Source organism: Kribbella catacumbae DSM 19601, assembly GCF_000372465.1.
GTDB classification, from domain to species: domain Bacteria; phylum Actinomycetota; class Actinomycetes; order Propionibacteriales; family Kribbellaceae; genus Kribbella; species Kribbella catacumbae.
Map to the genome: position 1 here is coordinate 14,486 of NZ_AQUZ01000005.1, position 26,587 is coordinate 41,072.

Consider the following 26,587-nt stretch of genomic DNA (forward strand, 5'->3'; position numbering starts at 1 on the left):
ACTAGAGGGTGAAAAGGGGGCGAATGAACGGAGGGGGGTGGAGGCCATCCGCGAGCGCGCCCAGCGCAACAGGCTGACCGTCGCCTATGACGGCGACCAGCTGGTCGGCTGCTCGACCGTGCGGCCGCCGTCTGAGGAGACGCCGGCGGCGACGGTAATCGTGCGCGTGCTTCCGGCGTACCGGCGGCAGGGGTTCGGTAGTGAGATGTATGCGGGGGAGTTGGCTGCCGGGAGAGCGCTCGCCGAGTCGGTGGAGACGATCGTGCTGGAGCCCAATCAGGACGGTTTGCGCTTCGCTCTCGCCCACGGCTTCGTCGAGTTCGAGCGCTACGTCCACGAGGGCGCCACCTGGACCACGCTGCGGCTAGCCGATCGTTGACAGGTCGGTGTTCGCGCCGCAGATCACCGCGACGACGCGCTCGTCCGGCGCGGGCTGGTACGCGCCGCTCTGCAGGGCCGCGTAGGTCACCGCCGCGCCGTGCTCGACGGCGAGCTGGAACTCCTTCCACAGCTCGTTGCGGGCAGCAACAATCGACTCCTCGGTCACCAGCACCGATTTGACGTTGTTCGCCTTGACGGCTTCGAAGGCGAGTGCGCCGAAGCGCCGGGCGCCGAGCGAGTCCGCCGCGACGCCACCGCCCTGTACGTCGACCAGCTCGCCCGCCTCGAGAGTCTGGTTGAGCGTGGGAGCCAGCTCGGGCTCGATTCCTACCACCTGAGCCTGATCCCCGAGGGCCGTCGCGATGCCGCCGATCAGGCCACCACCGCCGACCGCGACGAGCACGGTGTCGAACTGGCCGTCGAGGTCCGCCAGCAACTCCAGGCCGATCGTCCCCTGGCCGGCCACGACCTCCGGCTGGTCATACGCGTGCAGCAGCAACGCGCCGGACTCGTCTGCTTCGATCAAAGCTGCCTCGTGTGCCTCGGCGTACTCGTTGCCGACCTGGACCACATCGGCGTCCAGTGTCCGCAGCCGCGCGACCTTCGCCGCCGGCGCGGTGACCGGGATGAAGATCCGCGCCGGTACGCCGAGCTCGCGGGCGGCGTACGCGGCGGCCAGACCGGCGTTCCCGCCGGACGCGGTGACGATGCCCTGCCCCGTGAGTGTGCCCTGCTCCTTAGCGGCGAGTAGCCGGTTGAACGCGCCGCGCGGCTTGAACGACCCGACGTGCTGCAGCAGCTCCAACTTGAAGGTCAGCGTCGGGGACACCCGCAGTACCGGCGTACGGCGGACCCGGCCGGCGATCCGGCGGGCGGCGAGTTCAACGTCATTACGAGTCACGGTCATGTGTTCCACCTTGCCACGCGCTGCGGAGGACTACCGTGGTTCGAGCTTCACGATGAGACGGAGGCGACAAGATGGGTGCGTACGAGGAGAGCCACCGCCGCAGCCTGGCCGATCCGGAGGGGTTCTGGCTGGACGCCGCTGGCTCGATCAGCTGGACCCGGCCGCCCACTCGGGCGCTGGACGACTCGGCCGCGCCGATCTACCGCTGGTTTCCGGATGGCGAGCTCAATACGTCGTACAACGCGCTCGATCGCCACGTCGAAGCTGGGCACGGGGACCGGACCGCGCTGATCTACGACTCCCCGGTCACCGGCACCGGGCGTCGATACACCTACGCCGAACTGCGCGACGAGGTTGCACTGTTCGCCGGTGCGCTGCGCGGGCTGGGTGTCGGCAAGGGCGATCGGGTGATCGTCTACCTGCCGATGATCCCCGAGGCCGTGATCACGATGCTCGCCTGCGCGCGGCTGGGCGCGATCCACTCGGTCGTGTTCGGCGGGTTCGCCCCGAAGGAGCTGGCGGCGCGGATCGACGACGCGACGCCGAAGGTGATCGTCGCGGCTTCTTGCGGGATCGAGCCGGCCCGCGTGGTCGAGTACAAGCCGATCATCGACGCCGCGCTGGAGCTCGCGACCCACCAGCCCTCGCACACAGTGTTGCTGCAGCGCGAAATGGCGCCCGGGAAGCTCGGAGAGCGCGATCTCGACTGGGAGAGCGCGCTCTCAGGCGCCGTACCGGCCTCGCCGGTGCCGGTCACCGCGACTGATCCGCTCTACGTTCTCTACACATCCGGTACGACCGGCAAACCGAAAGGCGTCGTTCGCGACAACGGCGGTCATGCCGTCGCACTGGCCTGGTCGATGGGCGCCGTCTACGACATCGGACCGGGTGACGTCTGGTGGACCGCATCCGACGTCGGCTGGGTGGTCGGCCACTCCTACATCGTCTACGCGCCACTGCTGATCGGCGCCACGACAGTCCTCTACGAAGGCAAGCCGGTCGGTACGCCGGACGCCGGCGCCTTCTGGCGGGTGATCTCCGAGCACCGGGTGAAGGCGCTCTTCACCGCGCCGACCGCGCTCCGGGCGATCAAGAAGGTCGATCCGGAGGGGAGCGAGCTGACGAAGTACGGGCTGGAGCACTTCAGGACGCTCTTCCTGGCCGGCGAGCGGCTCGACCCGGAGACCTATCGCTGGGCGCGTGACAAGCTCGGCGTACCGGTCGTCGACCACTGGTGGCAGACCGAGACCGGCTGGCCGATCGTCGCGAACCCGCGCGGGCTCGAGCCGTTGCCGGTCAAGCCCGGCTCGGCGACCGTGCCGTTGCCTGGCTGGGACGTGCGGATCCTGGACGGCGACGGCAGTTCGATGCCTGCGGGGGAGGAGGGGTCGATCGCGATCAAGCTGCCGCTCCCGCCGGGGGCGCTGCCGACGCTGTGGGGTGATGATCAGCGCTACATCGACAACTATCTGAGCCGGTTCGACGGGTACTACCTGACCGGCGACTCCGGCTACATCGATGCCGACGGCTACGTGTTCGTGATGGGCCGGACCGATGACGTGATCAACGTGGCCGGGCATCGGCTGTCCACCGGAAGCATGGAGGCGGTGCTCGCGGCGCATCCGGCGGTGGCCGAATGTGCGGTGATCGGGGTGCACGACGCGCTCAAGGGCCAGCTGCCGCGCGGGCTCGTCGTACTGAAAGCCGGAGCGACGATCTCACCGGCTGTGCTGCAGGAGGAACTGGTCGCCGCCGTACGCCGTGACATCGGCCCGGTCGCGGCGTTCCGGGACGTGTCGGTGGTGGAGGCGTTGCCGAAGACCCGCTCAGGCAAGATCCTCCGCAAAACGATGCGCGGCATCGCCGACGGCCGCGACGAACCGGTGCCGTCGACGATCGAGGACGCGAGCGTGCTAGACGCCCTCCGCCCGATCCTGCGCGTCGACTAGGCTCGGTTTCATGCGAGTCGTGATAGCTGGTGGACATGGGCAGATCGCGCTGCGGCTGACGAAGGTGCTGGCCGCGGGCGGGCACTCGGTGGTCGGGCTGGTGCGCAATCCCGCGCATCAGGCCGACGTGGTCGCGGCCGGCGGCGAGGTCGCAGTACTGGATCTCGAGACCGCTGAGCTTCACGCCGTCGCGAAGGTACTGACCGGCGCCGACGTCGCGATCTTCTCCGCTGGTGCGGGTCCGGGGAGCGGGAACGACCGCAAGGACACGGTCGACCGTGGCGCGGCCACGCTGCTGGCGGACGCGGCGGAGCTGGCCGGCGTACGGCGGCAGCTGCAGGTCAGCTCGATGGGCGCCGACCGCGCGGACGAGCTCGACCCGGACGACAGCTTCACGATCTACCTGAAAGCCAAGAAGGCGGCCGAGGACGACCTGCGCGCCCGCGACGGGCTCGACTGGACGGTCCTGCGTCCGGGAGTACTGACCAACGACCCCGGCACCGGGCTGGTCAACCTCGCGGACAAGACCGGCCGCGGCAGCATCACCCGCGACGACGTCGCGCTCGTCCTGGCCGGGCTGTGCGACACCCCCGCATCGATCGGCCGGACCCTCGAACTGATCGCCGGCGACACCCCCGCCGCCGAGGCACTGGCGAACCTCTGACGTTGCCGCTGGCAACAGATTGTGAAGGACATGGGCGACGACACCCTCCGGCAGGTGCAGTTCGAGCGCACCGCCAACAGCAAGTACGAGGTCCGTAACATCCGCGGCGGCAGCCTGTCGGTCGGCTCCGGCGCCGACACCGACTTCACCCCGGTGGAACTCCTGCTGGCCGCGATCGGCACCTGCTCCGCGATCGACGTCGACGTCGTGACGAGCCGCCGAGCCGAACCCACCGAGTTCCGCGCGGTGGTCAGCGGCGACAAGATCCGCGATCCCGAGCAGGGCAACCGGCTGGAGAACCTCGCCGTCGAGTTCACCATCACCTTCCCCGAAGGCGAAGACGGCGACAAGGCCCGCGAAGCCCTGCCCCGCGCCGTCAAGATGTCCCACGACCGCCTCTGCACTGTCAGCCGCACAGTAGAACTAGGCACCCCGGTCACCACCACCCTCTTCGACGAGCCTTCTGCCTAAGCGCAAAGTCGGTTGGTAGGACCGTCAGGCTGTCAGGGACCCTCGCCTGGGCTTCGTCCGGGGGGATGACGGAATCGCTGAGTAGGGCGGGCGGCCATCACTTTCCAACCTCGCGAGCAGACGCTTCCACCGGCGTGTCGAGACGCTGGCGCCGGGTTGGCAAGTGATGGCGGTCCGCGAGCCCAGTGCATCGGCCCGCCTTCGGCGCGGCTTCGATGGCTGGGCCGACTGGGGTTACCCGTACTTCGGAGGGGTTCGCCCCTCGGTGTGGGGTTAACCCATTGGTCTACCAGTGGGTGATGCCCGCCCGGCGGGGCGGAGCACACCGATTGGTCGCCGGAACCCGCTGGACGTCGCGGGGCTAGCCGGCTTTAACCGAGGAACTCGCGAGCGCCACGGATCCTGGTCGCCAGGAGTTGCTGGGTGCGGGCTCCGTCGAGGCGGATGTCAGAAGGGCCGGAGCCGGTCCGCAGGCTGGCGGGGTCGAGTCCGTCACGAGCAGCAATCAGTCGGCCCATCTCGTACCGGCTGAGCGCGTCCGGCCCGGCCAAGTGAGCGATTCCGGCATGAGCTGACCTGGCCAACTCCAGCAAGGCGGAGGCGAGGTCAGTGACGTGGATCGGGCAACGAATGTTGTCGGAGAAGAGTGCCCCAGGTTGGCCACTGGCGATCGCGTGGACCATCGCCTCCTGGGTCGACCCGCCACCCACGACCAACGAGGTCCGTGCGATCACCGCACTGGGATCGATCGCACCGACCGCAGTCTCGGCAGCAGCCTTCGCGGCGCCGTACGGCGTGATCGGGTCCGGCATCGCGTCCTCGTCGTACGGACTGTCAGCACCAGAGAAGACGGCATCACTGGAGACATGCACGAGCCGTACGCCGCGCGCCGCGATCGCCATGTTGGCGGCACCGTCAGCGGTGGTTCTCCAGTCGGACTGGCGGTAGGCGGTGTGGATGACCACGTCAGGACGGACTTGCCGCACCACCGCCTCGGCAGCTGCCCGATCCCGCACATCCAGAGGCACACCACCGGGCACTGGCACCCGGCCGTAGGTAGCAACCACCTCGCAGTCAGCAAGCCGTACCAGCTCACGCCCGAGATACCCGGCCCCACCAGTAATCAGAAGCTTCATCTACAGCTCCGGTGGAGGGGTTTGGGGGCCGCGGTAGGGCTGGGTTTGGCTGTAGACGAGGTTGGTGGTGGTGCTGCCGAATTCGGTGAGCTCGTTCACCAGGTCCTCCAGGTGCGCCATCGAACCTGCCGCGACCTTGAGGGTGTAACAGTCGTCGCCCGTCGTTCGCAGGCACTCGAGGATCTCGAACCTGCGCTGCAACAGCTTCTTCAGCGGGTCGTGTTTGTTGCCCGGATACTTCAGCCGTACTACGGCCAGTACCGCGTACCCCACCTTCGCCAGGTCGACGTCCGCCCGGTAGCCGCTGATCACGCCGGCGGCCTCCAGCCGCTTCAACCGCTCGGTGGTTGCCGAGGCGCTGAGATTGACCCGGCGGCCCAGTTCGGTCAGAGGAATCCGGCCGTCCCGTTGCACCTCGACCAGGATGGCCCAGTCGGTCGGGTCGAGTGTCTCGGTCATCCGGCCAAGATACCGGGGAATCCACGGCATAGCGCGGAGTTTTCGCTGAGGACTCCCTTCAGGAGGACCCTTTCGGCTGGATAGCCTGAAGGGGTGCTTCTCGCTGTGAACGTCCCCAACTTCGGTCCTGGCACCGGCCCCGGCCGGCTTCGCGACTGGGCTCGTACGGTCGAAGGGCTCGGCTACGACCGGCTGATGGTCTCCGATCATGTCGCGATCACGCCCGACGTCGCCACGCAGTACCCGGCGCCGTTCTACGAGCCCTTCACCACGCTCAGCTGGCTGGCCGGCGTCACCACCATCGGTCTCGGTACGACGGTACTGATCGCGCCGTACCGGCATCCGCTGCTGGTCGCCCGGATGGCTGCCAACCTCAACCAGCTCAGCGGCGGCCGGCTCGTGCTCGGCGTCGGAGTGGGATGGGCGCGACAGGAGTTCGAGGCGCTCGGTGTCGACTTCAAGCGCAGGGGCCAGCTCACCGACGAGTTGATCCGCGACGTCCGCAAGGCCTGGGAGAACGACGCCGACTACCGCAGCGGGGAGATCCCGATCTGGGTCGGCGGTGGAAGCGACGCCGGCCTGCGACGCGCAGTACGGCTCGGTGATGCTTGGCATCCGTTGCGGCAACGCGTCGACTGGATGCGTTCCAAGCTCGAGCGGCTGAAGGAGCTTGCCGCCGAGGAGGGCTCGCCGGTACCAGGCTTCGCGCCGCGGATCCTGCTGCGGCTGACCTCGACTCCATTGCCCGAAGCCGAGCGAGTCGCCGGCGAGGGATCGCTCGACCAAGTGCTGGGCGATCTCGAGGAACTGCGGCTGCTGGGCGCGCAGACCGTAGTACTGGATCCGTTTGCCGGCGATCCTGTCGAGACCGAGCGGCCGGAGTACGCGTGGAAGGATCTCGCGACCGTCGCGGCGTCCTGGAAGCACTAGGACTGGAGCAGCAATGACCCCCGAAGCAGAAGACTTCCTGCGACGCGCGATCGGCCTGGCCGCGACGGCCCGGGAATCCGGCAACCCGCCGTTCGGCTCGCTGCTCGTCGGCCCCGACGGCACCGTCATCGCCGAGGAGCACAACACGAGCATCACCGACGGCGACATCAGCGCGCACCCGGAACTCAAGCTCGCCAAGTGGGCCGCGCGCGAACTGGACCTCGACACCGCTGCCGACACGACGATGTACACGAGCTGCCAGCCGTGTGGCATGTGCACCGGCGCCATCGAACGCTCGGGGCTCGGCCGGGTCGTGTACGCGCTGTCCGGCGAACAGCTCAACGGGCTCAAGCCCGGCGGCGGATTCGCCGCGGTGCCCCAGGAAGGACCTGCCCTGTACGACGAGGCGCGGGCGCCCGTCGACGGCTACTACGTCTGACGTACTGCGCATCGCACCCGCGATGCGCAGTACCAACCTACTTGTTGGGTGCCAGACAGAGCGTGTACTTCGAGGAGCCACGCTCGTCGGTGTACGAGACGGTCGAGTTCTCGAACTTCGCGCACGCGTCGCCGTTCGCGGTGTCGTCGATCTTGCCGACGATCTTGTACGCCGCATCGCTGGACCCGCAGTCGACGACCTTCACGTTCGGCTTCGCGGGGGTGCCCTTGTTGACCACGCAGGCACCGACGTCGGCCGACGAGACCGACCGCGAGTTGACAAACACGATGGCCCCGATGAGGGCGACCGGGACCACCAGGCCGAGCACGACCGGGCGCTTGAACAGCGGCTTGCCCAGCTCCATCGGCCGGCCGGGCGCACCCGGGGCCGGCTCGGGCAGGTGCTTGAACTTCGAGTAGGTGCCGAGGTTCGACAGCAACGTGATCGGGTTGGCGATCAGCGAGATGAGACCCCACCAGCCCTGCCACATGCTCTTCGCGCTCATGTCGCGCAGGGTGGCGACACCACACGTCCGGCAGAACGGGCCCTGCAGCTTCAGCATGCGCATGATGATCAGGAAGCCCTGGTGACCGCGCACGGTCGCCTCGACGGCCGGCATGCCACCACAGAACCGGCACTGCAGCTGGCCCTGGGCAAACTGCTGCCCCTGCGGGAACTGCCCCGGCTGCTGCTGGGCGTACTGCTGCTGACCCGGATCACCCTGGAACTGCTGCTGACCCGGCTGCTGGTACTGCGCGCCCTGCTGGTCATTCGGCCCGTACTGCGGGAACTGCGCCTGCGGCGGCTGCTGCTGGTTGTACTGGGGCTGCTGGTACTGCGGCGGGCCGGGCGGAGGAGCGTAGCCGCCACCGTCGGGCTGGAACGGGGGCTGCTGCGGAGGCTGGGGAGGGGTAGTGGTCACGAAAGAATCCTGTTACTCGATTTGGGACAAAACCGAACACCGCACCCTACTCACCCGCAAAGGTCAGGATGGCGCCCGGTATGAAACGGTGTCCGGACCGTGGGCGGGCTGCCCACCAGCCGTCATCGATCGATTCCCATCCGTCACCGACCCGCAGCGGGAGCTCCAGTGACCGACCCAGCCGCAGCACCGGAAATCCCCGGCGCCCTGACCATCGGCCCGCTCGAGCCGGCGGACCGCAGTACCTGGCAGCAGCTGTTCGCGGGGTACAACGAATTCTACGGACGCACCATGCCGGACGAATTCTTCGACCATTCCTGGGCGGAATTCACTGGCGCTGACCGCATTCACGCCTTGGCCGCCAGAATCGACGGGCAGCTGGTCGGGATCGCGCATTTCCTCGTTCACGCGAGTACCACCTCGCCCGATTCCTGTTATCTACAAGACCTCTTCACCGCCCCGGAAGCCCGCGGCCGTGGCGTCGGCCGCGCCCTGATCGCAGCCGTCACCGACTGGGCCCGTGCCAGGAACTGCGGACGCGTCTACTGGGCGACCCAGGAGTCCAACGCCACAGCCCGCCGCCTCTACGACCAGGTCGCCGAGAACCGCGGCTTCATCCTCTACACCGTTCCGCTGTAGCGATTCGCGAGTTCCGACCCGAGCCGGGCCAGCTCAGCCTGCACGGACGGCGGCTCCAGTACTTCGATCGTCGCGCCCCAGCCCGCCAGATGCTGCGCGATCATCAGCGGAGTCGGCGCGGTCAGGCGGAGCTTGATCCGGCCGTCGTCGACCGGGCCGACCACCTCGAGATGCCGGCCGTGCCGACCGCGCATCACCCAGACAAAACGCTCGTCGATCAGCAAGGTCGCCGCCATCAGCGAACGCTGCTGCTCCATTTCCTCGACCACCCGGCTCCACTCCTCGGAAAGGTCGAAGTCGGCGGGCCGTTCGGCCGGCTGGTCGGTGACTTCGGCTTCCGTGATCCGCTCCACCCGGAACGTGCGCTGGCCTTTCTCAGTACCCGCGATCAGATACCAGATGTCGTCCTTGTCGATCAGTCCGAGCGGGTCGATCAGGCGCTCGCTCTCGGCGCGGCCGCGACCGGCGTACCGGAGTCTGACCTTCAGCCGGCTGACGACGGCGTCCTGCAGGCGGCGGACCATCTCGGGCCGTTCCTTGACGTGCTCACCCCAGCGCGCCGGATCGATCACCACTGCCTCAGCCGCCGCCTCGGCATTCGCACGGAAGGTGTCCGGCAGCGCACGCACCAGCTTCCTGAGCGCAGCCTTCGCCTCCGGTGCCACCGAAGCTGCCGGCCCGACCAGCAGGAACAACGCCTGCGCCTCGGTCGCGTTCAGACCACTCAGATCCGTTCGCGCACCACCCAGCAACGACCATCCACCGTTGCGCCCAGGCTGTGGATAGACCGGGATGCCGGCCGTCGACAACGCCTCCAGATCCCGCCGCGCCGTCGCGACCGAGATCTCCAGCTCCTCAGCCAACTGCGCCGCGGTGACCCGCCCCCGAGCCTGCATCAGCAACAAGGTCGCCACCAGCCGGTCAGCACGCATACCCACATCCTCGCAAACAAACTGCTCACCCGCTGACAACTTTGATTAGAGAGTGCCCCGCTCGACGATGCCGTGCCGGATCCCGTACGCGACCGCGGCGGTCCGCGAGTCGACGTCGAGCTTGGTGAAGATGTTGGACACGTGGCGATGGACCGTGCGCTCGCTGAGGTGCAGCTCGTTGGCGATCGCACGGTTCGCCTTGCCCCGGGCGATGAGGCAGAGGACCTCGATCTCCCGCGGAGTGAGCCCGGATGTCCCGGCACCAGCGTCGGTAGCCGCGATGATCCGGTCCAGCCGAGCCAGATCCGGACGAGCGCCGAGCCGTTCGAAGGTCTCCCGGGCCGCCGAGAACTCGAGCCGCGCGCCATCCTGGTCAGCCAGCGCCCTGCAAGCCTGCCCGATCAGGACGTTCACCTGAGCTCTCTCGTGCGGCGCATCCTGATCCTGCCAGGTAGCGACGGCCCGCCGTAGGAGCGGCAACGCGCCTACGGGATCGCCCTCGGAGAGCGACAGCGCGCCTCGGACGGCACACCTCTCGGCATCGATGACAGGCATCGTCAGATCCTCAGTGAGCTCCTCGAACTCGGTCACGGCTACCCGGGCAGCCTCGATGTCCCCCTGCTCGAGATAGATGGTGACGGCGGCCTTCAACAGGTCCAGGCGGTCGGGCGTCGCGGCGACCTCGGTCAGCGCCCGACGTACGCCGGCTGACGCGGCGTCGAGCTCGCCTTCGCCGAGTCTGAGGAGCGCGAGTCCCGGTTGCGTCGGGCAACCATGTTCAGCAGCGCGGCGGTAGGCGCCTTCGGCGGCATCCCACTCGCCACGCAGTCGCCGTACCTCACCGAGCTGGTAGAACGCGTGCCCGCAGACCCAACCGGTGTAGCCATCGAGGTCCGCACAGACTGCGGCGATCTCGTCGACGGCGTCCGGCCAGGCACCGTTGAGGGACATCAACCGTGAGCGGTAGATGCGGCAGTTCCCGAGGTACGCCCCGCCGACACTGCTCAGCGAATCGAGCCACCTGGCCATCGACCGGTTCCAGTCCCGGGCGCGGGCGAAGTCGCGTGCCACACAGCACCCGCGGACGGCGGCGCAGTAGATCCACGGGGTGACGCGTGGCGACAGGCCCTGGTTGCGGAGAATGGCCATCGCCTCCTCCAGGCGATCGAGCCCGTCCTCGAGCCGCCCGTCCTCGATCAGGGTCTGACCCCACATGCACAAGGCCCACGGGACCACCTCGCCCTGACCTTCGTCGACGATCGCCCTCAGCAGCTCGCCGGCGCGAGAGCGGTTGCCCGTCGCCGCCTGGAACATCGCCTCGGGGATCCTGAGCCACAGGCTGCCGGCCAGCTCAGGGCCCAGGATGCGGCTCGTCTGCTTGAGCCAACCGCTTGCCTGAACGACCTCGTTGGTGTTCAACAGGACCCACCACAACCAGAACGCGACCTGCGCCGCATCCTCTAACTCGTCGGCACTGACCCGCTGCTCGAAGACACGGTGAAGCAGGGCAACCGCCTCGTCCCCCCGGGCAGAAACCTGGGCCGCCTCGGCGAACGCTTGCAGATCCTCGACGCAGAGCGGCTCCTCGGCGTCTGCCGCGGCGTACTCCGTGCACGCCTCCGCCCAGCGGGAGGCGTGGTGAAGCTCCCGCGCGCGGGCCAGGTGTGCCGTGGTGACGGCGTCCATGGCTCCAGCATGGCCCGGCGGGTCGGAGATAGGTAGTTGTACCCACGCCCTCGGGCTCAGGGTGGCAGTCAATACCGATCCCTCCGGCTGATCGGTCGGCCAGTCTCAGATCAGAAGACCTACGGACTAAGGGGTTCTGATGAAGACAACAAGCGTGAACGGCATCGAGCTGGCCTACGACGTCGAGGGGGAGGGGGAGCCGGTGCTCTTCATCCACGGCGCCATCTTTGCGGACTTCCTTCGCCCGCTGGCCGAACAGCCCGCGTTCAGCGGGTTCCAGAGGATTCGCTACCACCGGCGCGGGTACGGCGAGAGCGGGGGACCGGCCGGTGGCTTCGATCAGCAGGCGGCCGACATCGTTGCCCTGCTCAACCACCTCGGGGTGGACAGGGCACACCTCGTCGGTCACTCCGAGGGGGCGATGATCGCTCTCGTACTCGCAGCCTCCCACCCCGACCGGGTACGGTCCCTGGCGCTGCTCGAGCCGCTGCCGCCAAGCAGTTGGCTGGCGGCCGGCGAGTTCGCGGAGCTGCTGGGAGTTCTGGGACCGGCGTTCGAGGCGATGGCGGGTCGGTACCAGGCGGGCGACATCCCAGGCGCTTACGACTCGCTCTTCGAGCCGACTGGCCTGGATTGGCGCACGGCGGCGAAAGCCGCGGGACCTGGTGTCGTAGACCAAGGCATCAAGGACGCGGCGACGTTCGTCGAGGGCGAGGCATCCGCACTGGTCGAATGGAACTACGGGGTCGAGCAGGCGGCAACGATCGACAACCCCGTGCTCTCGTGGACTACCGATTCGGACAACCGGATCAACCCGGCGACGCGAGCCTTCCTCCACGAGCTGTTCCCGCAGCGCGAAGAGGTCATCCTCGAGGGGGGAGATCACTTCTCGGTCGCCACGGCCCCAGCGGCCGTCGCCGAGCCGATCGCGGTTTTTGTCGGCGGAGGTTCCTAGCATGGGTCCCGACAGGAACTGATCGGTGAAGTTCGGTGAAGGAGGCAGTCATGACGACGCTGGGGGATCGGCCGGGCTCTGCGCTGGTGGTGATCGACGTACAGAACAACGTGGTCGCGGAGGGACACAACCGGGACACCGTGGTCGCGAACATCGCCATCCTCGTCGACAGGGCCCGAGCCGAGGACGTGCCGGTGATCTGGGTCCAGCACTCCAGTGACGGGATGCCGATCGACAGCGACGGCTGGCAGTACGTTCCGGAGTTGAAGCTGGGGGAGTCGGAGCCGGTGGTGCACAAGCGGTACCCCGACTCCTTCGAAGAGACCGATCTCGAATCCGTTCTCGCCGAGCGCAAGATCGGCCGCCTGGTGGTCACCGGCGCACAAACCGACGAATGCATCCGATCGACGCTGCACGGCGCGATCGTCCGCGGATACGACACCTTGCTCGTGAGCGATGCCCACACGACTGAAGACCAGTCCGAGTGGGGTGCGCCGACACCCGACAAGGTCATCGCGCACACCAACCTGTACTGGACCTACCACGCCGCTCCGGGCCGCAAAGCGGGCACAGCAACCACTGCGGAAGTAGACCTGCGTGGAGATTCGCCGTCGGATGCCAATGGGTGAACTCAGCCAAGAGCAACAGGAACTCCTGGCGAGCTGGTTGCCCCGAGCCGAGGTGGTGAAGGACCACAGCTGGGGCCTCGTCGGCACAACTGTCCTCGAGTTGCTCCAGGACGACTGCCGGTACGTCGCCAAGGCGGGTGACTCCGCCGATGGCAACATCGCTCGAGAGCTGCAAGCACATCCCGCCTGGCTGAAACCATGGACGGCGCAGCAGCGAGCGCCGGAGTTCGTCCACGGCGACGAGGTCGCCAAGCTGGTCGTCACCCGTTATCTGCCGGGGGAGTTGGTCGAGGGCACTGACTACGAGCGACTCCCTGAGACCTACCGCCAGGCCGGCGAGCTGATGGCGCAACTCCACGGCCAACTCGCGATCGAAGACGACCACTTCGAGACGGAACTCAACCAGCGAGCACTCGCCTGGTTGGACAAGCCGCACCGGATCGCCCCGGACGTCGCGGAACAGTTGCGCGCCACGGTGAAGTCATGGCCAACGCCGAGCAGCCGGCTCGTCCCGACGCACGGCGATTGGCAACCACGCAACTGGCTGATGCACGAGGGGATAGTCAGCGTGATCGACTTCGGCCGCGCCGGCCTGCGACCGGCGTACACGGACCTCGGGCGGCTCGCCGCTCAGCAGTTCCGCACCGACCCAGCACTCGAAGCAGCCTTCTTCGACGGCTACGGCGGCGACCCCCGCGATCCAGAGAGCTGGCAACGCCAGTACATCCGCGAAGCGATCGGCACGGCGGCCTGGGCCCACCAGGTCGGCGCCGAAGACTTCGAGCAACAGGGCCTCCGCATGATCGCCGAGGCCCTGCCCTGAGCTCAGTTCCGCGAGAGGATCGCTGCCCAGCGTCCTAACAAGAAACCGACGATGTCCCCCTGGGCTGCCACCACCCAGCCGTACGCGATCAGGAAGGCACCGATCAGGACACCGACTGTCACCACCGGGTTCCCGTTGGAGTTGGTGCTGACGGCCTGCGTCAGGTCGTGCATGCCAACCGTGGCGAAGCCCAGAAAGTTCGCCACCAGTGTCCCGCCTCCGATACACACGATGGCCAGCATGGCGAGCGGGTAGCTTGTCGGCTTGGGATCGCTGTTCTGGTAGATCGCGACGAAGATCGCCACGCCGAGCGTCAACGCCAGCGCCGCCAGCCCGGCGACAATCAGTGTCCCGAGGTCACCGGCACCAGCCCGCCCCGGCTTCTCCGACGCGTTGCTGATCAGCGCCGTGACCGAGGTGGAGCCGAGCAAGGTGACGGCAAACGCCGCCCACCCGGCCTCGATCAGAAACTTCTCCCACCCCGAGACCTCAGCGGCCTGGCCGCCGCCTCCCGGCTGAACGTTGTCTGTCATGAGTCCCCCCACAGGATTTGTGCCCTGAGTATGTGCTCACACAGCGCGACATGACAGCCCTCAGCCGGCCAATTCCCTGACACAACGTAACGATCAAGCCTCCGGAACCCCGATGAGGACGATCCTGGTCGCCCCGCCAGGGTGGTCCGCGGGTACGACGCGGCCGGCCGGCAGATCGACTCGAGCGAGTTCTATCCCTGGCCGTCCTGACCCGGCAGCTTCAGTCCGCCGGTACGCCGTACGTACGGCGTACCGGGGGACTGGTCGCGTTATCGGGGAGCCAACACCCAGAACTCGTTGCCGTCGGCATCGAGCATCGGCACCCGGCCGTCCTCGTCCAGCTCGCCCTCGACGCGAGTCGCACCGAGGGAGACGAGACGGTCGACCTCTGCCTGCTGATCGCCGTCGGCCGCGAGCTCGAGAACCAGGCGGTTCTTCCCGGTCTTCGGGTTGACCGGGGGACCACCCCAGCTGATCTTCGAGCCGCCGAGCGGCGACTGGATCGCGGTCTCCTCATCCTGGTCCCAGACCAGCGGCCAGCTCAGAGCCTCGCTCCAGAAGTACCCGACCTGCTGCGATCCGTCGGACGACAGCGCTCCGATCACATCCGTGTCGGCCAGGAAGTTGTTGTCAGGCTCGATAACGCAGAACTCATTGCCTTCGGGGTCAGCGAGCACCACATGAGGTATCTCGGGCCCTTGGCCGATGTCGAGGTGCCGACCACCAAGCTCGAGCGCCCGGGCCACCGTCTGCTGCATGTCCTCCGGCGACGCACTCGTCAGATCGAAGTGCATCTGGTTCGGCCCGGTCTTCTCCGCCTGGGTCAGCAGAAAGCGAATCGGGAACCCCAAGTCACTACTCGGCAGGACCGTGACCCCGTCGCCCGCCAACTTCCGGTCCAGCACGCCGGCCCAGAAACGCGCCAGCCGCCCCGGGTCATGCGCATCGAACGACAGTGCGAAGAGATGAGAAGTCATGCCGCACGGTAACCGTCCAGGAATCGCCCAGGCAAAGCGATTAACGACAGCTTCTTCCCGCCATTCCCGTCGAAGCAGACCGTAGACCCACGAGTCGGAGACGTCGCCGTTCACGATGCAGTCTTCCCGCAGCGTTCCTTCCCGCACGAACCCGAGCTTCTCCAGCACGCGGGCAGATCCGAGGTTGCGGGTGTCGGCCTCAGCCTGGACGCGATTCAGGTCCAGCGTGTCGAAGGCCCACCCCAGCAAAGCGCGCGCGGCTTCCGTCGCGTACCCGTGGCCCCACGCCGCTTCGTTGAAGCAATAGCCCAGCGATGCGCTGCGGAGGTCCGGATTCCAGCTGTTCAGGCTGCACCAGCCGAGAAACACCCCGTCGGACAAGCGATCCACGGCCAGCCGCGCCCCGGTGCCTTCCTCTGCCATCTTCCGGCAAGCCGTGATGAACCGCTCGGAGCGCGCGCGTTCGCTCCAGGGCGGTGAGTCCCAGTAGCGCAACACGTAGGCATTGCTCTGTAGCGCGAAGAGGTCGTCCGCATCCGCGTCGTCGAAGGGACGAAGGCTAAGGCGAGCAGTGTGCAGCGTGGGGGAGGGCAACGACATGGGGTCAACCAAGCATCTGATGCCGCCCGCTCGCAACGGGTTTCCTACGAGAGGTAGTGGCTCAGCCTTCGTGGTCGATGTCCCAGACGCCGGTACCCGCGGTCTTGTGGACGAAGTCGCGGAACTCCCGAGGTGCCCGGCCCAGCGCCCGCTGTACCCCGTCGGTGGTCGCGGCGTTGCGGCCGTCGAAGAGAGCAGCGAACAGGTCGGCGACGAACTGGGCCTCCTCGGCCGGCACTCCCTCCGCCGTCATGGCCGCGACGTACTGTTCGGATGTCACCGGCTCGTAGCGCACCGGTCGCCCGATGGCGGCAGCGATCTCGGCAGTCGCCTCAGCCAGCGGTACCGACCGTGGCCCGGAGAGCTCGTAGACCTGCCCCGCATGCCGCTGCTCGGTGAGTGCCGCGACGGCGACGTCGACGACGTCCTCGATGTCGACGAACGGTTCGGCGATCAGTTCACCGGCCGGGACGGCCACGATGCCGCTGCGGACCGGATCGAGCCAGAACGCCTCGCTGAAATCCTGGCTGAACACCGAGGAGCGCAGTACCGTCCACTGCCACGGATAGCTTTGCAGTACCTCCTCGCAGCGTTGCGCCATGGGCTCGTTGCGCCCCGACAGCAGCACCACCCGCCCGACCCCAATGTCCGTTGCGAGGGTGGCGAAGGCGGCGAGGTCGTCGGCGGCCTGCGGTGCGCCGATGTCCGGCAGATAGGCCACGTACGCCGCATCGACCCCGGCCAGCGCGCCCTGCCAGGTGCCCTGGTCGGACCAGTCGAACGGCGGGTCGCCGGCCCGGGAGCCAACCCGAACCGGCAGGCCCCGGTCCGTCAGACGTTGCACGATCCGGCGACCGGTCTTGCCGGTGCCGGCGGTAACGAGAGTGAGGCCCGAAAGCCGTGGGTCTGGGAGCTGTGTGTGATTGGTCATGTGACCAGTGAAATCGCTCCAGGCTGGAGCCTCCATGGTCAGAAGGCTTGATTACATGCGCGAGCGTCTACCCTGAGGGACATGGATGCGTTGACCAGGTTGCTGGACGGACCACGCGGAGGCGGAGCGTACCTGCTGCGGGGACGGATGGAGCCGCCGTGGGGTGTGCGGATGCGGGACGAGGCGCCGGTCGGGCTGGTGGCGGTGCTCGCTGGGGGAGCGTGGATCGGCGACGACGCCGGTGCATCTGTAACTCTCGGGCCGGGCGATGTCGCAGTGCTCCGTGGGCCAGACGAGTTCACTGTCGCGGACGGTCCGTCGACCGAGCCCCAGGTCATCCTCCTTCCGGGCCTGCGGTGCACCAACGCGGCCGGCGAGGAGATCAGCCTGAGCCTTGGAGAGCGCCTGTGGGGCAACGACTCCAGCGGTTCCACCTCATTGCTGCTGGGATGTCACCAGTTGCGCGGGGAAGTCAGCAAGCGGCTGCTCACCGCTCTGCCCACGATGCTCATGGTCCCGGCCGCGGAACTCGATCCGCCACTGATCCCACTCCTCACCGCGGAACTCGACAAGGACGGCCCCGGACAGGACGCAGTACTCGACCGCCTCTTCGACCTCGTCTTCGCCGCTGTCCTCCGAGCCTGGTTCTCGCGCGACGCGACCCAGCGCCCCGCTTGGTACCGCGCGTACGGCGATCCCATCGTCGCGAACGCGCTGCGCCTACTCCACGAGCAACCGGCCCGGCCATGGACGGTCGCAAGCCTCGCAAGCCACTCCGGCATCTCCCGCGCAGCCCTGGCCAAGCGATTCACCGAAACCGTCGGCGAGGCACCGATGACCTACCTCACCGGCTGGCGACTCGCCCTGGCCGCCGACCGCATCCTCGACCCGAACACCACCCTGGAATCGGTAGCCCACGAAGTCGGCTACGGCAGCGCCTTCGCCCTGAGCACCGCCTTCAAACGAGAACGCGGCATCAGCCCCCGCCAACACCGCACCCAAACCACAAGAACCCCAGTACTCGAAGCCCAGTAGGTCTGCGGTGACGAGTCCTGAACCATTGGTGCGAACACCGAGTGAGGCTGCGGAGACGGAGTACTGGGCTCGGCTCTATGGGCGGTGGGATCCGGTTGCGACCTGGACGGCGCTCAGGATGCTCGACAGGCTCTCCGGGTGGGCCAGTTTCAAGTCCGCGAGCTCGCTGGGCCGGAACCAGCGAAGATCGTCGTGCTCCTCCGGTGCGGCGTTGACAGGTTCCCCGTCCCAGCGCGTGACGAGGAACGCGTGCACGTCGAGGGTCGGGTCACTGACCGTCATTGGGATGGGTACGGGGTCGTGGACGTGGACACCGAGTTCTTCGAGGCATTCCCGACTGACGGCTTGGTGAGGCAACTCACCCGACTCGACATGTCCGCCGGCGGAGAAGCTCCAGCGGTCGGGATACCACCGACGCGATGGATGGCGATGCACAAGGAGCACGAGACCGTCGCGCACAAGTACAGCGACTGAGATCGGAATCTGGGCAACCATGGCGGCACACTAGGCGCGAACACACTCTCATGCCGCGTTGGGCGCGCGGCGTTGCTGGATACCGACAGATCCGGCCCGATCCCGCGGATGCCGAAGGCGGCTCGATCGCCGGTCATCGGGCAGCGATCGCGGACCCGCTGTTCAGGTGCGTAGTGCTGCAACTGCGCGAGCCGCGATTCGTTCGACCTGATCGGTGCGGTCGGCGGCCCAGGGTGGCCAACCGTCTTCCAGAGTTGGCGTTCTCCCGCTGAGCACCGCTTGGCGATAGTCGAGGCAGCCGAGCCAGAGCGGTTTCATGTGGAGGACACCGGGGAGTCTGTCGATCTCTTCGCCGGTGAGCTGGATGTGTTCGGAGTAACCCCGAACAGCCTCGTCGACGCGTGATAGACCGCCCTCTGCCGCGGTCGTGAGAAGCCAGGCGAGCGCAGGCAGCCGTGGACCGCGCCCTGATCCGGCCCAGCCGACGATGACAAGGCTTTCAGGCGTGCCGACCGCGGACCAGGCGTGGTAGTTGCCGTGGGTCAGGGCTTCGGGAAGGCCTTCAGCATCGTCGGCATTCTCGACCCGATCACGGAGCAGTTCGAAACCCTCCCTGCCCTCGGGGGCAACGTCATCCTCGACGCTCACCAGGAAGTTCATGGCCGCGGCAAGGTCCTCTTTCGGTCGTCCGACATGGACGCCGCCGCCGGATTCGTCGGAGCCGCCAGGCCGAGCGACCGCGCCGTCGGCGGCGGGAAGGCTGTGCAGCCGGCCGAGCAGGCTCCCGAGCTCGTGCTGGATCGCGGCCGCATCGGGACGGCCGCCCTCGACGAACTGGGTCACGATCACGCCGCTGCCGTTGAATACCGACACCGGCTCCTGATGCGCCAAACGTTCGGCAGGAAAGTTGTGCGCGGACAGGAAACGCAGGATGCCCGCATCGCCCACCACCCGGCTGACCTGGTCGGCGGGTGAGGAGAAGATCCGCGCGATCCATGGCGGGCCGTCCTTGCACCTGAGGAGCAGGGTTGCGGGGTAGTGGCCGGGCCACGAGTCGCGCGGCCGCGTGTTGGGGTCGTCGTCGATCGAGGCTAACGAGGTGATCTGAATCCCGTATTGCGCTTCGAGGTGGGCCGTGAGCGCGTCGTGTTCGAACGGGCGATCGTGGATGAACGCCTGTCGCTCGGCGATCTCCAGGTCGACACGCGCTTCGGTGTAGCGCTGCCCTGAGCGGCGTGCGTGTTGACGCACTGCCCGCTTGAAACTGCCCTGCTTGGTCATGGCAAGCCTCCTCGACGTGTCCTCGCTCCCCAGCAGCGCGACACTCGAAACAGGCCTGGAAAGGTAGCAGCAACCTTGAGGGCAGATTCCCCTTCGCCATCACGAGGCCCGGCTGGGGCAGATCCTCAGAGGCTGGGCGTCAGTCAACGCCAAAACTGATCTTGCTGCATGTCGCGCCAGCGTGTCAACCACTGCCAGATTCCGAACACACAGCCGGTCAACCACTCTCAAAGCCCGTACCAGTCGCGAGGTTCGGCGATTGATTCACCTGATGCAATACGCAGACTACAACTGGGTAAGCCGAGCTGTATGAGGGCGTGAGTTGGTCGCGCCAGTGGCCGGCGAGGTAAGCAGACATTGGCACATCAGGATGGTGCCGGCCAGCCAGCTCTGCGGGTCGGATGCGAACCTGGTTGCACGTGAGACGGGTGTCTGGGACTGTTGCCGACCATGCGGCTGCTTCTGATCATTGGACCACCGGCTGTCGGCAAGATGACGGTGGGCCGAGAGATCGCCGCGCACAGTGACTTCAGGTTGTTCCACAATCACCACACCATTGAGCCGCTGGTTGAGGTCTTCGGCTACGGCACTGCGCCATTCAACGTCTTGAACATCGAGTTCCGCCGGCGAGTGATCGAAGAAGCCGCACGCAACAATGTGGATTTGATCTTCACATTCGTCTGGGATCTGCGGGACCCAGCTGATACCGCCTACGTTGAACAGCTCGTCACGCCGTTCGAGGAGGCCGGTGGTGAGGTATGCGTGCTCGAGTTGACCGCTGACCTTGAAACGCGCCTAGTGCGCAACCGGGGCGAAACTCGGCTGGCTGCCAAACCGAGCAAGCGGAATGTGGAATGGTCTGATGGCAACGTCCGTAGCATGGAAGCCCATCAAATGACTACGGATCCAACCGGATCCACGTCGACTCCGGCCGACGGATTCCTCACCCGTAATCGGCATCTTTGCCTCGACACCCGAAATCTGACTGCAGCCGAGGTCGCCCCGATCGCACTTGACTGGCTTGACCAAGAAGCAGAGGAACTCGGTAGCCAACGACCTGTTGACACTGCCTAGATTTCGGGCCTGCCCGCAGACGATCTGCTAGGGGCTTGAGGCTTTTCTGGTCTTGGTTGCGGCGTAGGCGAGGTAGTCGGTGCCGGCGCGAGTGGCGTGCTGCATCGCGGTCTTCGGCGTGATGCCGAGGGTTTTGGCGAGGATTGCAGGTGGTGCTTCGCGGACGAGTTCGAGCCAAGGGGTCAGCTGGGAGCGATGCCTATTGAGTTCGCGCGTATTCGTCCGATCTGGGGTGTCCGTAGGCCGCCCCATTGACCGGCCACCGGCGGCTACTACCAGACGAGTCCATCTAGATGGTTATGGCCGGAAAGCAGGCGAGCGATGCGGTCCTGCGCCGCTTCGCGTATGTCAGGCTGGGGGTGGTGTGCGTATAGCGCGAGCTCCCCGTACATGTCATAGAAGTTCAACCGCTCGCGCAGATGCTCGCGCTCGAACAGCTCCGGATACGCGCCGTGCAGCCATCCGGGGACCTCTGTGAGTGTGGTCTCGTCGAGCCCTTGTTCGTCGGGTGTGGGTGGGTACTCTCGCGCCTTCGCGCACCAGCGCAGGATGGTATCGAGCTCGACATCCGCTGGCTGAGCCAACGCCTCCGCGAAGTCGATAAGACCGGTGACGCGTCCTTGGTCGACGATCACGTTGGATCCATGTAAATCACCATGGACGAGGACGGGTTCGTCGGCGGCGAACACCGCCAGCCGCTCCTGGATCCAATCGGCGACGTCCGCGAGCAGGCGCGAGTCATGACTGGGCAGTCGCCGGGCAGCCTCGACCTGCTGGAGCGTCGCGCTCACTACGGGTGGGTGGAACGCAGGCCACGGCTTGCCGGCGAGCGCGTCGGCCAGCCAGGGCGGCAGCAGGTCGGCCGGGACAGGAACGCGGTGAAGTGCGCGCAACGCAGCGCCGAGGCTTTCGATCATTGCTTGGCGCGTGTGCGAGTCCGCCGCCGGCCATGCGTCGTACAGGGTTCGGCCGGGCAGGCGTTCGGAGATGTACCACGGCCCGTCCGGGCCGTCGCCGTAGGCGAGGTGTCGGGCGTGTGGGACCTCGCTGCCGGCGAGCAGGTTGACGACTGTAGCCTCGTGGCGATACGCGTCGCGGAATTGTCCGTTGTTCAGTCGTACGACGTAATCGTCGCCGACCCACACGCGGCTAACCCAGCCGGCCTTTGGAACAAAGCGCCCGGTTGCTGGCAGACCAGCGGCCGCCAGCGTCCTCCGCAGCGCCGGATCGGTAGCCCAGGCGAGAGTCTCCACGGAGGGCCGACGCTGCCTGAGCCCGCCATCCCTCCAGTCGCCGTCGGTCATGAGCGCGAGCCTATTCGTCAGGGGCCTGCGGCGATACGGGTTTCTAACTAACCCGCCGCCGCCAGATGCAGGTAACCCCTGCAATACGCCGTCAACTAGTGGACAGCCTGCGTATCAAGACCCGACGTATTGACCCCCAATCAAGGGTGTCAATGGGCAGGCCGAGCGGCCGGGTATGTGGTCGCAAGTGGCACCGGTCCCGGACATAGACCCGGACGGCTCTTGCGGGACGCCACGACGCCGGCCCGGCGAGCCGATCTGCGGCGTCCCCTAGGGTTCCCGCAACCCTTCCCTTCCGTACGCAGCATCCGCTTGGCGCGGTGGTCAACCGGCCCTCGGTGTGGTCTGACCGATGAACTTTCCGCGCCGTGTTGGTCTGTACGCCGAGTACCGACTCACGGGAGGCTGACGCCATGCGGAAACTGACCTTTGGCATGAACCTGAGCCTGGACGGCTACATCGCCGCGCCCGGCGACGACCTCGGCTGGAGCGTGCCGAGCGACGAGCTGTTCCAGTGGTGGTCCGACCGGGTGGGGGCGACGGGCCTGGCGCTGTACGGGCGCAAACTGTGGGAGACGATGAGCTCCCACTGGCCGACCGCCGACCAGCAGCCTGGCGCCACATCGGCGCAGATCGAGTTCGCCCGCCGCTGGCGGGAGATGCCGAAGGTGGTGTTCTCCTCGACGACCAGCGCGGTCGACTGGAACGCCCGCCTGGTCACCGGCGACGCTGTCACCGAGATCACCCGGCTCAAGACTGAGGATGGCGGTCCCATGGACGTCGCCGGCGCCACCCTCGCCGCGGCGGCCATGCGGGCCGGGCTGATCGACGAGTACGCGATCGTCACCCACCCGGTCCTGGTGGGCGGCGGCACGCCGTTCTTCACGGCCCTGGACAACTGGGTGAACCTGAACCTGGTGGAGACCCGGAAGTTTCCCGACGGCGTGCTCCTGACCAGGTACGAGACCAGGCGCTGAACACCCGACCCCGGACCAGCGCGGGCTCGGGCCAGCCAAGCAGGGGGAACTGGTAGGCCGAGCTGTTCCGAGACGATGAGTTGGGCGTTCAGAGGCGTATCTCGTCGCGTGGGCTGTGCGTCGGTGAAAACGGGCTGCGGTTGTGGTGGCCGTCGTGTAGATATGGGCCGGTGCAGATCGAGATCCGAGAACCGTCGCGCGCGGAGATGGCCGATTACTACCGGGCGTTGCCGTTTGCCAACGGGTTGCCCAGTTGGGAGCCGGCTCCGGCGGCGTGGCACGGCGGCCCCGAGCCGTGGCCGCCTCCACGCACGCCCGCGACGGCCGAGCAACTCGGAGAGTGGGCCGAGGCCGACCTGGCCGATGCCGCCTTCCACCCAGTCGCCGCACTCGTCGACACTAAAGTGGTGGGCGCTTCCGCCATGCTGTCGTTCGACGTGACGGTCCCGGGCGGGCGTTCGCTCCCGATGGGAGGTGTGACCGGGACGGGTGTCATTGCAACCCACCGACGACGGGGGCTGCTGCGTCTGATGATGCAGTCGATGTTCGACGCCGCGCTCGAGCGCGGCGAGCCGCTCGCCATGCTGAGCGCGAGCGAGGGCAGCATCTATGGCCGATTCGGCTTCTCGCCAGCTACCTTCCGCGCCAGGTGGGAGATCCGCCGTAGCGAGGCGCGACTGCTGTCCGCCGAGCCGGATGAGGGATCCCTGGAGTTGGTCGACGCCGCTACCGCAACAGCCGAGTGGCCGGCTGTTCATCTCGCAGTGCGCGCGGGGCGGGTCGGCGAACTCTCTCCCTTGCCGGGGCGCTGGGACGGACTCACCGACGCAGCGTCGGGCACCGACGGACCCCTGCGCTATCTGATCCACCGCCACCCGGACGGCACTGTGGATGGTATCGCCCATTTCCGGCTGCCCTGGTCCAGGACCGCTGAGCAGGCCGGCTCGCTGATCGTCGAAGCGTTCGAGGCCACGAATCCGGCCGCCTACCGTGCCATGTGGGCGCTGCTCCTCGACTTCGACCTCACCCAGATTGTCATCGCCCCCGCTCGCCCACGAGAGGAACCGCTGAAGTGGATGCTCGCCAACCCTCGTGCCCTTCGTATCACCCGGCAGTCCGACAACCTGTGGGCGCGGATCCTCGACGTCCAGAAAGCCCTTGAAGGTCGGGCATACGAAGTGCCAGGCGAAATCACCTTCACCATCGAGGACGACACCATGTGTCCCGCCAACGTCGGCACCTGGCGCCTGGTTGCTGACGGGCCCACCGCGCAACTCTCACGGACCACCGGATTGGCGGACCTTGTCATCGACATCCAGGCACTCAGTTCGCTGTACCTGGGCGGAATGTCAGCCCACGACCTCACCCAGGCCGGACATCTCCTCCCTCTCACCGGAAACGCAGTCGGGAAGCTTGCGCGGATGTTCCGTACCGATCCTGAGCCTCATAACTCCTTCGGCTTCTGAAGGGCCGGCCTCCGGACGCCGTGATCTGCACGTGAGCGCCGCGTTCGGTCAGGGACGAGTGGCTGAGGTCTTGGCTGCGGCGAAGGCAAGGTAGTCGGGCCAGCGGGTGGCGTGTTGCATCGCGGTTTTCGGGGTGATGCCGAGGGTCTTGGCGAGGATGGCGGGCGGTGCTTCGCGAACGAGTTGGAGCCAGGTGTAGTTCCGGGCGGCGAGGGGCGGAGGCCGGCCTCGCGGAGCGCGTTTGCAGGTAGGAGCGCAGCAGGGTGGTCAGCGGCTCAGGCAGGTCGATCCAGTCGTCGGCCAACTGGAGCCTGGAGGCGGCCGTGTTCGTGCGTCGTAAGCTACCCAGCTTCCACTCACGCAGTGAGCAGCGGTGCTGACGTACTCGTGCGGGCCGGCGACGAGGGCGCAGAAACGCCGTTCGGGAGACGCCCCAGTCACCTGAAACCGCTGAGCGTGGGAGTGTTGTAACGCAACCGGTGTACGCGGCAATGTCACGCTGTCGGGGGTTCGCGATACAGCTTCTGTTCTGCGAATCGGCTACGGACGGGTCTCCACGCGCGACCAGCACCCTGAAGCCCAGCACGACGCGCTCGACGCAGCCGGCTGCGACGAGGTGTTCATCGACAGGGCCTCCGGCAAGCTAGCCCGCCGGCCCGACTCGACCGCGCCCTGCACATCCTGATACTCCACAAGGTCGTCAAGAGGCCGCAGAGCGGGCAATCAACGTCCAAGCAGCGTCGGGGCGGCTGCTCGGGGGGAGGGTCAAGAACGCTCCCATAGGGCGTAACTGGTAACCCGGGCGATCAGACACCGATGAGTTGGATAGGTGGCTGTGACGATTCATGGAGAGAGCTCTGGTTGTCCGTGAGTTTCAGCTCCGTTCGGCAGGGAGTCCCAGCGTCGGCGGCCAATTGCCGCTACCAAGGCCCGGCCAGCTCGGCGCGGGTGCCCGCCCGAGCAGCCAGGCGAGGATCTCGGCGTGATCGGCTCGGTCCGGGAACGATTGGAGGCGCTTCGACAGCTCACCCTCGACGAGGATCGTGGGCCAAACTGGACACGCTGCGTATCAAGTTCGGACGTACTGATAGTTCCGAAGCGCCGAACACGGCGAATGACCGAGCGGATCAGCTCGCGCTATCCGCGGCATGCGCGGACGGGTTGTCCTTGCGAAAACCATTGGTGCCCGGCTTGCTCCGCTGATGGACTGACGTCCCACGGTGAGTGTGCCGCGTGACGGAGGTAGTGGTTGTGACGGATTATGACGTGCTTGCCGAGGTGTACGAATGGCTCATCTCGGATGCAAAGTTGCCTCCAGCCGAGTTCGCTGCGTCGTTCGATGAGGTCCTCAGTCTCCTACCGTCGAACGCTCACGTCCTCGACTGTTCGTGCGGAACCGGACAGTTGGCGGTTGGCCTCGCCGGTCGTGGCATACAAGTTGTCGCAACTGACGCCAGCGAAGCGATGGTTCGTCGGACGGCAGAGTTGTCTGAGGAGTTCGGGGCATCCGTCCGGGCCGTGCGGGCGAACTGGGAAGAGTTGCCCGACCATTTCGAGGACGGCACGTTCGACATGGTGTTCTGCGTTGGCAACTCGCTTCACCATGCCGCGGGCGCGACAGGCAGGGGTGCTGCTCTGGAGTCGATGTCACGGCTTCTGCGCGCTGGCGGGCGCCTGGTACTCACATCCCGCACTTGGGAACTCGTGAGGGCCAGAGGTTCCCGGCTGGACATCAGTGACCGACTCGTCCGCCGGAACGGTCGCGATGCCGTCGTGGTCTACCGCTGGGAGATTGCGCCGCATTGGGAGGAGGAGCACCACATCGAGATTGCGATCGCGCAAGTTGACGCGACTGGGTTGGTTCTTGTCCGCTCGGAACTGCTGTCCTGCTGGCCCTACCGGTACGAGGAACTCGAAGTCGAGCTGCACCTGGTCGGACTCCGGACGGAAGTGAGCACGTTCGATCTTGAGGCCGAGAACTACATGGTGGTCGCGAGCAAGGTATAGACACCG

At 66.9% G+C, this 26,587-nt stretch carries 29 protein-coding genes; 16 read left to right on the forward strand and 13 right to left on the reverse strand.

All coding sequences use genetic code 11. The features are described from left to right. The first annotated feature begins 37 nt into the window (after positions 1 to 37). A complete protein-coding gene (locus A3ES_RS0106910) occupies positions 38 to 379 on the forward strand; it encodes a GNAT family N-acetyltransferase (RefSeq protein WP_020386054.1) in 342 nt (113 codons plus the stop codon). On the opposite strand, the gene A3ES_RS0106915 is transcribed toward A3ES_RS0106910, so the two are convergent. Then, positions 365 to 1,288 (reverse strand): threonine/serine dehydratase, encoded by a 924-nt coding sequence (locus tag A3ES_RS0106915; RefSeq protein WP_020386055.1) that lies wholly within the window; start codon positions 1,286 to 1,288, stop codon positions 365 to 367. The two genes, A3ES_RS0106910 and A3ES_RS0106915, sit on opposite strands and share 15 nt — an antisense overlap. Before the next feature lie 71 nt (positions 1,289 to 1,359). Between A3ES_RS0106915 and A3ES_RS0106920 the strand changes: the two genes are divergently transcribed. From A3ES_RS0106920 to A3ES_RS0106930, 3 genes are read left to right on the forward strand one after another with little or no spacing between them, the layout of a single operon-like run. Then, on the forward strand, positions 1,360 to 3,237 hold the full coding sequence (locus A3ES_RS0106920; RefSeq protein WP_020386056.1) for a propionyl-CoA synthetase: 1,878 nt from the start codon (positions 1,360 to 1,362) through the stop codon (positions 3,235 to 3,237). A 10-nt stretch (positions 3,238 to 3,247) separates the two neighbouring features. Next, on the forward strand, positions 3,248 to 3,901 hold the full coding sequence (locus A3ES_RS0106925; RefSeq protein WP_020386057.1) for an SDR family oxidoreductase: 654 nt from the start codon (positions 3,248 to 3,250) through the stop codon (positions 3,899 to 3,901). A gap of 30 nt (positions 3,902 to 3,931) precedes the next feature. Next, positions 3,932 to 4,372 carry an OsmC family protein gene (locus A3ES_RS0106930; protein WP_020386058.1) on the forward strand — a complete coding sequence of 147 codons (441 nt, stop codon included), beginning with the start codon at positions 3,932 to 3,934 and terminating at the stop codon, positions 4,370 to 4,372. 371 nt (positions 4,373 to 4,743) lie between these two features. On the opposite strand, the gene A3ES_RS0106935 is transcribed toward A3ES_RS0106930, so the two are convergent. Then, positions 4,744 to 5,508: an SDR family oxidoreductase gene (locus A3ES_RS0106935; RefSeq protein WP_020386059.1), complete on the reverse strand. Its 765-nt coding sequence runs from the start codon at positions 5,506 to 5,508 to the stop codon at positions 4,744 to 4,746. Continuing rightward, a complete protein-coding gene (locus tag A3ES_RS0106940; protein ID WP_020386060.1) occupies positions 5,509 to 5,967 on the reverse strand; it encodes an Lrp/AsnC family transcriptional regulator in 459 nt (152 codons plus the stop codon). A 93-nt stretch (positions 5,968 to 6,060) separates the two neighbouring features. Between A3ES_RS0106940 and A3ES_RS0106945 the strand changes: the two genes are divergently transcribed. Together A3ES_RS0106945 and A3ES_RS0106950 are read left to right on the forward strand one after the other, a co-directional pair. Further along, complete coding sequence (locus tag A3ES_RS0106945; protein WP_020386061.1) at positions 6,061 to 6,897, forward strand: LLM class flavin-dependent oxidoreductase; 837 nt, start codon at positions 6,061 to 6,063, stop codon at positions 6,895 to 6,897. Positions 6,898 to 6,910: 13 nt separating this feature from the next. After that, positions 6,911 to 7,336 carry a nucleoside deaminase gene (locus A3ES_RS0106950; protein WP_020386062.1) on the forward strand — a complete coding sequence of 142 codons (426 nt, stop codon included), beginning with the start codon at positions 6,911 to 6,913 and terminating at the stop codon, positions 7,334 to 7,336. Between the two features lie 37 nt (positions 7,337 to 7,373). Here the strand turns inward: A3ES_RS0106950 and A3ES_RS0106955 are convergent, their stop codons facing one another. Beyond that, positions 7,374 to 8,258, reverse strand: coding sequence for an LppU/SCO3897 family protein (locus A3ES_RS0106955; protein WP_020386063.1), 885 nt, complete (start codon positions 8,256 to 8,258; stop codon positions 7,374 to 7,376). 168 nt (positions 8,259 to 8,426) lie between these two features. On the opposite strand from A3ES_RS0106955, the gene A3ES_RS0106960 reads away from it, so the two are divergent. Next, positions 8,427 to 8,897 (forward strand): GNAT family N-acetyltransferase, encoded by a 471-nt coding sequence (locus A3ES_RS0106960; RefSeq protein ID WP_020386064.1) that lies wholly within the window; start codon positions 8,427 to 8,429, stop codon positions 8,895 to 8,897. Here A3ES_RS0106960 and A3ES_RS0106965 read toward each other — a convergent pair. Beyond that, the gene (locus A3ES_RS0106965) at positions 8,879 to 9,829 is read right to left on the reverse strand and encodes a helix-turn-helix transcriptional regulator (protein ID WP_020386065.1); all 951 of its coding nucleotides are present in this window, start codon (positions 9,827 to 9,829) and stop codon (positions 8,879 to 8,881) included. The two genes, A3ES_RS0106960 and A3ES_RS0106965, sit on opposite strands and share 19 nt — an antisense overlap. Positions 9,830 to 9,874: 45 nt before the next feature. Further along, positions 9,875 to 11,515 carry a helix-turn-helix transcriptional regulator gene (locus A3ES_RS46485; RefSeq protein WP_020386066.1) on the reverse strand — a complete coding sequence of 547 codons (1,641 nt, stop codon included), beginning with the start codon at positions 11,513 to 11,515 and terminating at the stop codon, positions 9,875 to 9,877. A 139-nt stretch (positions 11,516 to 11,654) separates the two neighbouring features. On the opposite strand from A3ES_RS46485, the gene A3ES_RS46490 reads away from it, so the two are divergent. The 3 genes from A3ES_RS46490 to A3ES_RS0106985 are packed head-to-tail and all read left to right on the forward strand — an operon-like array spanning position 11,655 to position 13,922. Then, complete coding sequence (locus A3ES_RS46490; protein WP_083933244.1) at positions 11,655 to 12,470, forward strand: alpha/beta fold hydrolase; 816 nt, start codon at positions 11,655 to 11,657, stop codon at positions 12,468 to 12,470. A 50-nt stretch (positions 12,471 to 12,520) separates the two neighbouring features. Continuing rightward, on the forward strand, positions 12,521 to 13,099 hold the full coding sequence (locus A3ES_RS0106980; RefSeq protein ID WP_020386068.1) for an isochorismatase family protein: 579 nt from the start codon (positions 12,521 to 12,523) through the stop codon (positions 13,097 to 13,099). Continuing rightward, positions 13,092 to 13,922: a phosphotransferase family protein gene (locus A3ES_RS0106985; protein WP_020386069.1), complete on the forward strand. Its 831-nt coding sequence runs from the start codon at positions 13,092 to 13,094 to the stop codon at positions 13,920 to 13,922. The genes A3ES_RS0106980 and A3ES_RS0106985 overlap by 8 nt, the downstream gene beginning before the upstream one ends. Positions 13,923 to 13,924: 2 nt before the next feature. Here A3ES_RS0106985 and A3ES_RS0106990 read toward each other — a convergent pair whose 3' ends face one another. From A3ES_RS0106990 to A3ES_RS0107005, 3 genes are all read right to left on the reverse strand, one after another. Continuing rightward, a complete protein-coding gene (locus A3ES_RS0106990) occupies positions 13,925 to 14,455 on the reverse strand; it encodes a hypothetical protein (RefSeq protein WP_020386070.1) in 531 nt (176 codons plus the stop codon). A 269-nt stretch (positions 14,456 to 14,724) separates the two neighbouring features. Further along, complete coding sequence (locus tag A3ES_RS55955) at positions 14,725 to 16,032, reverse strand: GNAT family N-acetyltransferase (RefSeq protein WP_020386071.1); 1,308 nt, start codon at positions 16,030 to 16,032, stop codon at positions 14,725 to 14,727. Positions 16,033 to 16,093: 61 nt separating this feature from the next. Continuing rightward, positions 16,094 to 16,963 carry a Rossmann-fold NAD(P)-binding domain-containing protein gene (locus tag A3ES_RS0107005; protein WP_020386072.1) on the reverse strand — a complete coding sequence of 290 codons (870 nt, stop codon included), beginning with the start codon at positions 16,961 to 16,963 and terminating at the stop codon, positions 16,094 to 16,096. An 81-nt stretch (positions 16,964 to 17,044) separates the two neighbouring features. Here A3ES_RS0107005 and A3ES_RS0107010 point away from each other — a divergent pair, with 81 nt between their 5' ends. After that, positions 17,045 to 17,998, forward strand: a complete 954-nt coding sequence (locus A3ES_RS0107010; RefSeq protein WP_020386073.1) for an AraC family transcriptional regulator — start codon at positions 17,045 to 17,047, stop codon at positions 17,996 to 17,998. Between the two features lie 75 nt (positions 17,999 to 18,073). Here the strand turns inward: A3ES_RS0107010 and A3ES_RS0107015 are convergent, their stop codons facing one another. Further along, positions 18,074 to 18,493: an NUDIX domain-containing protein gene (locus A3ES_RS0107015; RefSeq protein WP_026162619.1), complete on the reverse strand. Its 420-nt coding sequence runs from the start codon at positions 18,491 to 18,493 to the stop codon at positions 18,074 to 18,076. Between the two features lie 141 nt (positions 18,494 to 18,634). Then, complete coding sequence (locus tag A3ES_RS0107020; protein ID WP_020386076.1) at positions 18,635 to 19,753, reverse strand: phosphotransferase; 1,119 nt, start codon at positions 19,751 to 19,753, stop codon at positions 18,635 to 18,637. A 450-nt stretch (positions 19,754 to 20,203) separates the two neighbouring features. On the opposite strand from A3ES_RS0107020, the gene A3ES_RS0107025 reads away from it, so the two are divergent. Continuing rightward, on the forward strand, positions 20,204 to 20,827 hold the full coding sequence (locus A3ES_RS0107025) for an AAA family ATPase (RefSeq protein ID WP_020386077.1): 624 nt from the start codon (positions 20,204 to 20,206) through the stop codon (positions 20,825 to 20,827). A 27-nt stretch (positions 20,828 to 20,854) separates the two neighbouring features. On the opposite strand, the gene A3ES_RS53860 is transcribed toward A3ES_RS0107025, so the two are convergent. Further along, positions 20,855 to 21,079 carry a hypothetical protein gene (locus A3ES_RS53860; protein WP_157630375.1) on the reverse strand — a complete coding sequence of 75 codons (225 nt, stop codon included), beginning with the start codon at positions 21,077 to 21,079 and terminating at the stop codon, positions 20,855 to 20,857. A 20-nt stretch (positions 21,080 to 21,099) separates the two neighbouring features. After that, positions 21,100 to 22,131, reverse strand: coding sequence for a phosphotransferase family protein (locus tag A3ES_RS0107030; protein ID WP_063745923.1), 1,032 nt, complete (start codon positions 22,129 to 22,131; stop codon positions 21,100 to 21,102). 413 nt (positions 22,132 to 22,544) lie between these two features. Here A3ES_RS0107030 and A3ES_RS0107035 point away from each other — a divergent pair, with 413 nt between their 5' ends. From A3ES_RS0107035 to A3ES_RS0107045, 4 genes are all read left to right on the forward strand, one after another. Continuing rightward, positions 22,545 to 23,108 (forward strand): dihydrofolate reductase family protein, encoded by a 564-nt coding sequence (locus A3ES_RS0107035; protein WP_026162620.1) that lies wholly within the window; start codon positions 22,545 to 22,547, stop codon positions 23,106 to 23,108. A gap of 170 nt (positions 23,109 to 23,278) precedes the next feature. Further along, positions 23,279 to 24,574 (forward strand): GNAT family N-acetyltransferase, encoded by a 1,296-nt coding sequence (locus tag A3ES_RS0107040; RefSeq protein WP_020386080.1) that lies wholly within the window; start codon positions 23,279 to 23,281, stop codon positions 24,572 to 24,574. Positions 24,575 to 25,109: 535 nt separating this feature from the next. After that, a complete protein-coding gene (locus A3ES_RS52390) occupies positions 25,110 to 25,259 on the forward strand; it encodes a recombinase family protein (protein ID WP_237744885.1) in 150 nt (49 codons plus the stop codon). A gap of 548 nt (positions 25,260 to 25,807) precedes the next feature. Continuing rightward, entirely contained in the window at positions 25,808 to 26,581 is a 774-nt protein-coding gene (locus tag A3ES_RS0107045; RefSeq protein WP_237744872.1) for a class I SAM-dependent methyltransferase, read from the forward strand. Positions 26,582 to 26,587: the final 6 nt, after the last annotated feature.